The organism is Aquabacterium sp. A08, from assembly GCF_011742065.1.
In genome coordinates this window covers 1-7831 of the sequence record NZ_JAAQQT010000549.1, presented here as the reverse complement: position 1 = coordinate 7831, position 7831 = coordinate 1, and the positions used below count along the sequence as shown (strand labels likewise).

Annotated in this window: 6 protein-coding genes; all 6 read right to left on the bottom strand. The window is 69.8% G+C overall.

Translation table 11 applies throughout. From position 1 onward, the window contains the following. Window positions 1-2645 (bottom strand): PAS domain S-box protein (locus tag HA630_RS05065; RefSeq protein ID WP_166832919.1); only part of this gene is annotated, 2645 nt, incomplete at its 3' end. Then, a complete protein-coding gene (locus HA630_RS05060; RefSeq protein ID WP_166832917.1) occupies window positions 2642-3625 on the bottom strand; it encodes an ABC transporter substrate-binding protein in 984 nt (327 codons plus the stop codon). The genes HA630_RS05065 and HA630_RS05060, both read right to left, overlap by 4 nt. A gap of 34 nt (window positions 3626-3659) precedes the next feature. Beyond that, window positions 3660-4427, bottom strand: a complete 768-nt coding sequence (locus HA630_RS05055) for an ABC transporter permease (protein ID WP_166832915.1) — start codon at window positions 4425-4427, stop codon at window positions 3660-3662. Between the two features lie 16 nt (window positions 4428-4443). Next, a complete protein-coding gene (locus HA630_RS05050; protein WP_166832913.1) occupies window positions 4444-5277 on the bottom strand; it encodes an ABC transporter ATP-binding protein in 834 nt (277 codons plus the stop codon). A gap of 22 nt (window positions 5278-5299) precedes the next feature. Next, window positions 5300-6328, bottom strand: a complete 1029-nt coding sequence (locus HA630_RS05045; RefSeq protein ID WP_166832911.1) for an ABC transporter substrate-binding protein — start codon at window positions 6326-6328, stop codon at window positions 5300-5302. 258 nt (window positions 6329-6586) lie between these two features. Further along, the coding region (locus HA630_RS05040) for a phosphate acyltransferase (protein WP_256368610.1) at window positions 6587-7831 on the bottom strand (1245 nt) is incomplete at its 5' end.

The window sequence follows — 7831 nt, the reverse complement described above, 5'->3', positions numbered from 1 at the left end:
GGCGGCTGGCGCAGGCCCAGCGCCGGCACCCGGCGCGCGGTTTCCAGCCCGTCCAGGCCGGGCATCTGCCAGTCGATCAGGGCCACCCGGAACGGGCGCTCCTGCCGCTCCGCTGCGGCCAGGGCGCTCAGGGCGGCCTCGCCGCCGGGCACGGCCTCGGGTTCCAGCGTCATGCCGCGCAGCTGTTCGCACAGCAGTTCGCGGGCGCCGGCGTTGTCGTCCACCACCAGCACCCGCAGGCCGCGCAACTCGTGCCGCGGCGGGGTGCGCACCGGCTCCTCGGCGCCGCGCCCCAGCCGGGCGGTGCACCAGAAGGTGGAACCTTCGCCCGGGGTGGAGCGGACGCCGACCTCGCCCCCCATCAGCTCCACCAGCCGCTTGACGATGGCCAGCCCCAGCCCGGTGCCGCCGTAGCGGCGCGAGGTGGAGGCGTCGGCCTGGTGGAAGCTCTGGAACAGCGAGCCGATCTGTTCCGGCGTCATGCCGATGCCGCTGTCCTGCACCTCGAAGCGCAGCACCACCGCGTCGGCCAGGGCCTGCTGCACCCGCACCCGCACCCGGATCTCGCCCTGCTCGGTGAACTTGACCGCGTTGTTGCCGTAGTTGATCAGCACCTGGCCCAGCCGCAGCGGGTCGCCAATCAGGTTCATCGGCACGTCGGGGGCCACGTCGAACAACAGCTCGATGCCCTTGCTCTGCGCCTTCTCGCTGATCAGGCTGACGAAGGTGTCGAGCACCCGGGCCAGCGAAAACTCGATCTGTTCGAGCTGCAGCTTGTTGGCCTCGATCTTGGAGAAGTCCAGGATGTCGTTGATGATGCCCAGCAGGTGCTGCGCCGACTGCTGGATTTTCTCCATGTAGTCGCGCTGGCGCACCGACAGCTCGGTGCGCAGCATCAGGTGGCCCATGCCCAGGATGGCGTTCATGGGCGTGCGAATCTCGTGGCTCATGTTGGCCAGGAAATCGGACTTGGTGCGCGAGGCGGTTTCGGCGGCCTGTTTGGCCTCGGTCAGCACCGCCTCCTGGGCGCGCAGGGTGGCGTTGGCGTGGGCCAGTTCGGCGGTGCGCTCGATCACCCGCTTCTCCAGGCTGGCGTTGAGCGCCGAGATTTCTTCACGTTGCCGCACCGCCTCGGTCGTGTCGCGGATGATGGCGGTGAACAGGTCCTCGCCGTTGACCTGCAGGTGCGAGATCGACACCTCGATCGGGAACACCTCGCCGTTGGCGCGCAGGCCCTTGAGGTGGGTGACCCGCATGCGCTGCTGGGCGTGCTGGCCTTCGTGCCGGGCCACGCTGTGCATCTTGTCGGCGTGGCCGTGGCGCTTGTCGTGCGGGATCAGCAACTCCAGCGACTGGCCGATGATGTCCTGGGCGCGGTGGCCGAACATCTCCTCGGCGGCGGCGTTGAAGACCCGGATGCGCTGGTTCCAGTCGGCGGTGACGATGGCGTCCATGGCACCGTCCACCACCGCCGACAGGCGCGCTTCGCTCTGCACCCGTTCCAGCTGCGCCTGTTTGCGCGCGGTGATGTCGATGCAGTGCCCGATGTAGCCCAGCAGCCGGCCTTGCGCGTCCAGCCGGGGCGTGCCGTCGCACAGCACCCAGCGCAGGGCGCCGCGGTGGTTGTGGACGCGGAATTCGGTGCTGAAGGGGGCCTGCTGGTCGCGCGCCTGCTCAAAGGCGGACTGGGCCATGGGGGCGTCGGCGGGGTGGATGTGCCGCAGCCACTGCTGGCCCAGCAAGTCCTGGCGCTGGCCGCCGCTGAAGCGCAGCCAGACGTCGTTCACGTCGAGCAGCCGGCCCTCGGTGTCGGCGCTCCAGACCATCACCCGGCCGGCATTGGCCAGCTCCTTGTAGTGCGCCTGGCTGGCTTGCAGTGCGGCGCGCGACTGGCGCAGGTCGCGCAGCATGGCGTTGAAGCTGCGCGCCAGCACCGCAATTTCTTGCGGCCCGGCCTCGGGCACCTCGCTCACGGCCTCGTCGTCGCGGGCAAAGGCCAGGCTGGCCCGTTCCAGCCGGCGCAGCGGCAGGCTGACCTGGCGGTGCAGCAGCCAGCCCAGGGCCAGCAGCGCTAACAGCGCCCCGGCGGCCAGCGGCAGCAGGCGTTGCCGCCACCGGTGTTCCAGCAGTTGGTGGTCGCGCGTCAGGTCGTAGGCCAGGTACACCACCCCGTGCTCCAGGCTGCGCAGCTCCGTCCGTTTGGTGGGGGCGATGAAGGGCGACATCACCGACATGAGGTGCCCATCGGCCGATTCCTGCCAATCGGGCAGGCGCCCGCGCGTCACCCGCTGGAAGCGGGCGGGGTCGAAGGCGGGCAGCACCTCGGCGGCGGGCCGGCCGTGCCAGTCGAAGCGGTGGGCGATGTCCACCGTGCCGTCGGGCAGCACCACCATCAGGGCGGCCACGCGCAGGTCGGTGGCGGCCAGGGTCACGTCCGACGCCACGTTGCTGCGGTTGGCCTGCAGGTCGCGCTGGGTCAGCCGGGCCAGTTCCTCGGCGTGGGTCAGCAGGTCCTGGCGCGAGCGTTCGTGCAGGTCGGCGTGGCTGTCGCTGCGGGTCCCGAGGTAGATCGCGCCCAGGCCCAGCAGCATCAGCACCGCCAGCGCCAGCGGCAGGGCATTGCGCAAGGCGAGGCGGGGCATCATGGAGCGGTCGGGTGGAAGCGGGTGTCGAACAGGGTGTCGTGCACGGACGCGGCTTTGAGCAGGCCATCCTGCACCATCACCTGTTCCAGGGTTTTGATGTGGCGCAACAGCTCGCCATCGGGTTGCAGCATGCGCCGCGACGCGGCCGCCTCCGGCTGGTTCAGGCCTTTGAGGGCGGCGGGCACCTCGGCCGGTGCCAGCTGCAGCCGCGCGGCCATGAGTTCGGCGGCCCGTTCGGGTTGCTGGTGCAGCAGCTGCACCGCCCGGAAGTGCGCCGCCACCAGCGCCTGCAGTGCGGGGGCGTGGTGCTCCAGGGCGTCGGCGCGCGCCACCATCACGTCCACGATGCGGCCCGGGATGGCGGTGCTGTCGAACACGCGCACGCCGCCCAGGGCTTCGAGCTGGCTGGCCCAGGGCTCGGCGGTCACGAACAGGTCGGCGGCGCCTTCGCGGAAATGCTCCAGGTTGTGGGCCAGCGCCACCGACACGGTTTGCACCGCGCTGGGCGGCAGGTCGTGGGCCTTGAGGAAGGCGCTGAGCATCACCGCGCCCACCGCGCCTTCTTCCACGGCGATGCGGCGCCCGGCCGGCAGGTGCGGGTCACGCAGGCCGGGGCGGGCGATCACCGCGTCGGCGCCCAGCGATTCGTCGAGCACCGCGATGACGCGCAGGTCCACCCCGCCCGCGCGGCCGCTGAGGAACTCGTCCAGCGTCAGCTGGGCCGCTTCGATCTGGCCGGCGGCCAGGGCGCGCAGCGCGTCGGTGTTGGAGTACAGCTCCACCAGCCGCACCTGGGCCGGGTCCAGCCAACCCAGGGCGCGCGCCATGAACACCGGTTCGTAGCCGCTGAAAACGATGCTGCCCAGGCGCAGCGGCGGTGGCGGGGGCGCGCAGCCGGCCAGCCAGACGCCGGCGGCCGCGCCGGCCATGGCCTGCAGCCAGCGCCGCCGCGCCCAACCGTGCCTGGGGGGTGTGTGCATCCCACCACTATAAGCCCAAGTGGCGCGGGCGCGGTCAGTGGCCCTGGCTGCCGCGGTGCGCCCAGCCGGTGGTGTGCTTTTCCACCCAGCTGAACAGCTCGTACATCACCATGGCCATGGCGCCCACCACCAGCAGGCCGCTGAAGGCCAGCCCCATCTGCATGGAGGAACCGGCCGACATCAGCAGGTAGCCGATGCCCTCGTTGGAAGCGCTCATCTCGGACACCGTGGTGCCCACAAACGCCAGCGTGATGGCGACCTTGAGCGAGCCGTAAAAGTGCGGCAGCGAGCGCGGCAGCCCGACCTTGACCAGCACGTCCCAGCGCTTGGCGCCCAGCACCCGCAGCACGTCCTCCAGCTCGGGCTCCAGCGTCGCCAGGCCGGTGGCGATGTTGACCATGATGGGGAAGAAGCTGATGAGGAAGGCGGTGAGGATGGCCGGCCCGGCGCCGATGCCGAACCACACCACCAGAATCGGCACGAAGGCCGCCTTGGGCAGGGCGTTGAAGGCCGTCATCAGCGGGTACACGGCGGCATAGGCCAGCCGCGAGCTGCCGATGAGGAAGCCCAGCAGCACCCCGACCACGATGGCCAGGCCAAAGCCCACCATGGTCACCCAAAAGGTGCGCCAGGCGTGGCCCAGGATGACGCTCTGGTGCTCCAGCGTCTGCGCCCAGATGCGCGAGGGGCTGGGGAAGATGAACTCCGAGACGCCGAAGCCGCTGGTGATCACCTCCCACAGCACGACGATGGCCAGCAGCAGCAACAGCGGCGACCAGCGTTCCATGTGTTTGTGTTTCATGGCCTGTCCTCGGGGCTCATTGGGGCAGGGCAGCGCCGGCCTGGCGCATCGCGCCGATGTGGCCGCGCAGCTCGTGCACGATGTCGGAAAACCCGCGGGTGTAGGTCACTTCCAGGTCGCGGGTGCGCGGGATCGGGATCTCGCGCCGCACCACGAAGCGGCCCGGGCTTTTGCTCATGCAGTACACCGTGTCGGCCAGGAACACGCTTTCGCGCAGGTCGTGCGTCACCAAAATGACGTTGAAGCGCTGCGCCTCCCACAGGTCGCGCAGGGTGCACCAGAGTTCTTCGCGGGTGAAGGCGTCGAGCGCGCCGAAGGGCTCGTCCAGCAACAGCATCTTGGGTTCGTGGATCAGCGCGCGGCAGATGCTGGCGCGCTGCTGCATCCCGCCCGACAGTTCCCAGGGGTATTTCTTTTCCATGCCGCCCAGGCCCACACTGACCAGCAGTTTTTTCGCGCGTTCCTCGTACTCCTTGCGCCGGTCCTTGAACTGGCTGCGGTACGGCTCCACGATCTCCAGCGGCAGCAGCACGTTGTCCAGCGTGGTGCGCCAGGGCAGCAGGCTCGGCGCCTGGAAGGCCATGCCCGAGATCTTCAGCGGGCCGGTGACCGGCTGGCCGTCGATGCGGATCTGGCCCATGCTCGGCATCTTCAGCCCGGTGGTGAGCTTCATGAAGGTGGACTTGCCGCAGCCCGACGGCCCGACGATGGCGATGAACTCGCCGCGCTGGACCTGGAGCTGGATGTCCTCGACGGCAAAGAGGTTCTTCGCCAGCAGCTCGTCGTTGTAGGCGAGCCAGACCCGGTCGAAATCGACGAAGGGCTCGTTCGGTGGGGGCGTGGGGGCCATGGGCGTTCCTGCGCGGGGCGGTTCAGCGCTGGGCCGGTGGCAGCACGTTCAGGGCGGCGGCCGGCAGCAGGCTGCCGTTCCACACCTGGGCGGCGTTGACCCGGGTTTTGGTGGCGTAGGCGTCCGACACCTGCGACGCCATCAGGCTCAGCCGCGCCGGATCGACCCGGCCAAAGCCCTCGCGCCGGGCGTCGGGGCTGGCCACCACCGCGTCGATGGCCAGTTGCAGCCGGCGCGTTTCCAGCGCCACGTTGATCAGCCCGTCGCGCGCCTTCACACTGGCGATGGCCGCGGCCGGGTTGGCCATCACCTCCTGTGCCCCCTTCGCGAAGGCGGCGAGGAAGGCCTTGACCGCCGCCGGGTTCTCCTGCAGCAGCTTGGGGCTGGCGATGATGGCGTTGCCGTAGAGCTTGACGCCGTGGCTGGCGAAGGGCATGACCACCACGTCGGCCGGTTTGACGCCGCGCGCCTCCAGGTTGAGCAGCGAGGTGAAGGAAAAGCCGGTGATGGCGTCGATGTCACCGCGCACCAGCATGGTTTCGCGCAGCGGCGGGTCCATCGAGGTCCAGGCCACGTTCTTCACGCCGGTGGCTTTCTCGAAAATCGGCCAGGCCTTGCGGCCGGCGTCGAACACCGGGGCGCCCAGCTTTTTGCCGCTCAGGTCGGCCGGCCGGGCGATGCCGCTTTTCTTCAGCGCCAGCACCGCCGCCGGCGTGTTGTTGTAGACCATCATCACCGCCACCGGCTTGTTGGGCGCGTCCGGGTTGTTGGCGTGGAACTCCATCAGGGCGGCCACGTCGGCAAAGCCCAGGTCGTAGGTGCCGGAAGCCACGCGGGTGACGGTGCCGCCCGAGCCACTGCCGGCGTCGATGGTCAGGTCCAGGCCGGCGGCCTTGAAGTGGCCCTGGGCCGCCGGGTGCAGGAACAGGGCCGACGGGCCCTCAAAGCGCCAGTCGAGCTGGAATTTCAGGGGTGTCTGGGCCTGGGCCGTGCCCAGAACGAGGGCAGCCCCCAGGGCGGCGGTGGCTTGCAGGAAACGGCGCTTGTGCATGAACAACTCCAGGGTGGGTCCGAGGGCGGCGCGCGGGGCGCCGGGTGGGTTGCCAGCGGTTGTGCAAGATCGGTGCCAGACGTTTTGAACACACTTTTGTATACAAAATAGCCGCCACGCGGCGCGGCGGTGCACCCGACTGGGGCGCCGAGGGGCCGTTGGCCCCGCCCTGGTGCGTGGAGCCGGCAAAAAAATGCGCCCGCCAGGGCGCATCGCGTGGGGGGCAGGCCCGGCCGTGGTGGCCGGGGCCGGGTCGCCTCAGGCCGAACCGGCGTTGGCCGCCGCGGCCAGGGCCGTCATGTTCAGCACCCGGCGCACGGTGGCCGCCGGCGTCAGGATGTAGGCCGGCTGGTTCACCCCCATCAGCACCGGGCCCACGGTCACGCCGCCACTGGTGGTGGTTTTCAGCACGTTGTAGAGGATGTTGGCCGAGTCCAGGTTGGGGCAGACCAGCAGGTTGGCCGCGCCGCTCAGGGTGCTGTCGCCCAGGTAGGCCTTGCGGATTTCGGGCTGCAGCGCGGCGTCGCCGTGCAGTTCGCCGTCGCACTCGATCTCGGGGTGCTGGGCCACGAACAGGTCGCGCGCCAGGCGCATCTTGCGGGCCGAGGCGCGTTTGGACGAACCGAAGCTGCTGTGCGACAGGAAGGCCACTTTCGGCGGGATGCCGAAGCGCTGCACCTCCTGCGCCGCCATCCAGGCGATCTCGGCCAGCTGCTCGGCGCTCGGGTCCTCGTTCACATAGGTGTCGGCGATGAACAGCGGGCCCTGCTGCGTCATCAGCGCGTTGACGGCGGCGTAGTTGGTCACGCCGGCCTTCCTGCCCAGGATGCTGTCGATGCGCTCCAGGTGCGTGGTGTAGGTGCCCACCAGGCCGCAGATCAGCGCGTCGGCGTCGCCCAGGCTGACCATCAGCGAGCCGATGATGGTGTTGGAGCGGCGCACCGCGGCCTTGGCCACCTCGGGCGTGGCGCCGTGGCGCTTCATCAGCTGGTGGTAGTGCTCCCAGTACTGGCGGAAGCGCGGGTCGTCTTCGGGGTTGACGTTGGTCACGTCCACGCCCAGGCGCATGCGCAGGCCGGCTTTTTCGATGCGGGCGGCGATCACCGCCGGGCGCCCGATCAGGATGGGCTGGGCCAGGTGGTCGTCGATCGCCATTTGCGCGGCGCGCAGCGCGCGTTCGTCCTCGCCGTCGGCAAAGGCCACGCGTTTTTTCGCGGCCGGCATGGCCTTGGCGGTGTTGAACACCGGGCGCATCAGGATGCCGGTCTGGTACACAAAGCGGCCCAGCGTTTCCTTGTAGGCCTCCATGTCGGTGATGGGGCGGGTGGCCACGCCGGAGTCGGCGGCGGCCTGGGCCACGGCCGGCGCGATCTTCAGGATCAGGCGCGAGTCGAAGGGCTTGGGAATCAGGTATTCCGGGCCGAAGGTGAGTTCCTGGCCCACATAGGCGCTGGCCACTTCCTCGGAAATGTCGGCCTTGGCCAGGTCGGCGATCTGGCGCAC

Excerpts from the sequence above, each read along its gene's own strand:
- HA630_RS05055 (WP_166832915.1), bottom strand. The coding sequence starts at position 4,427 with ATGAAACACAAACACATGGAACGCTGGTCGCCGCTGTTGCTGCTGCTG.
- HA630_RS05045 (WP_166832911.1), bottom strand. The coding sequence starts at position 6,328 with ATGCACAAGCGCCGTTTCCTGCAAGCCACCGCCGCCCTGGGGGCTGCC.
- HA630_RS05050 (WP_166832913.1), bottom strand. The coding sequence starts at position 5,277 with ATGGCCCCCACGCCCCCACCGAACGAGCCCTTCGTCGATTTCGACCGG.
- HA630_RS05060 (WP_166832917.1), bottom strand. The coding sequence starts at position 3,625 with ATGCACACACCCCCCAGGCACGGTTGGGCGCGGCGGCGCTGGCTGCAG.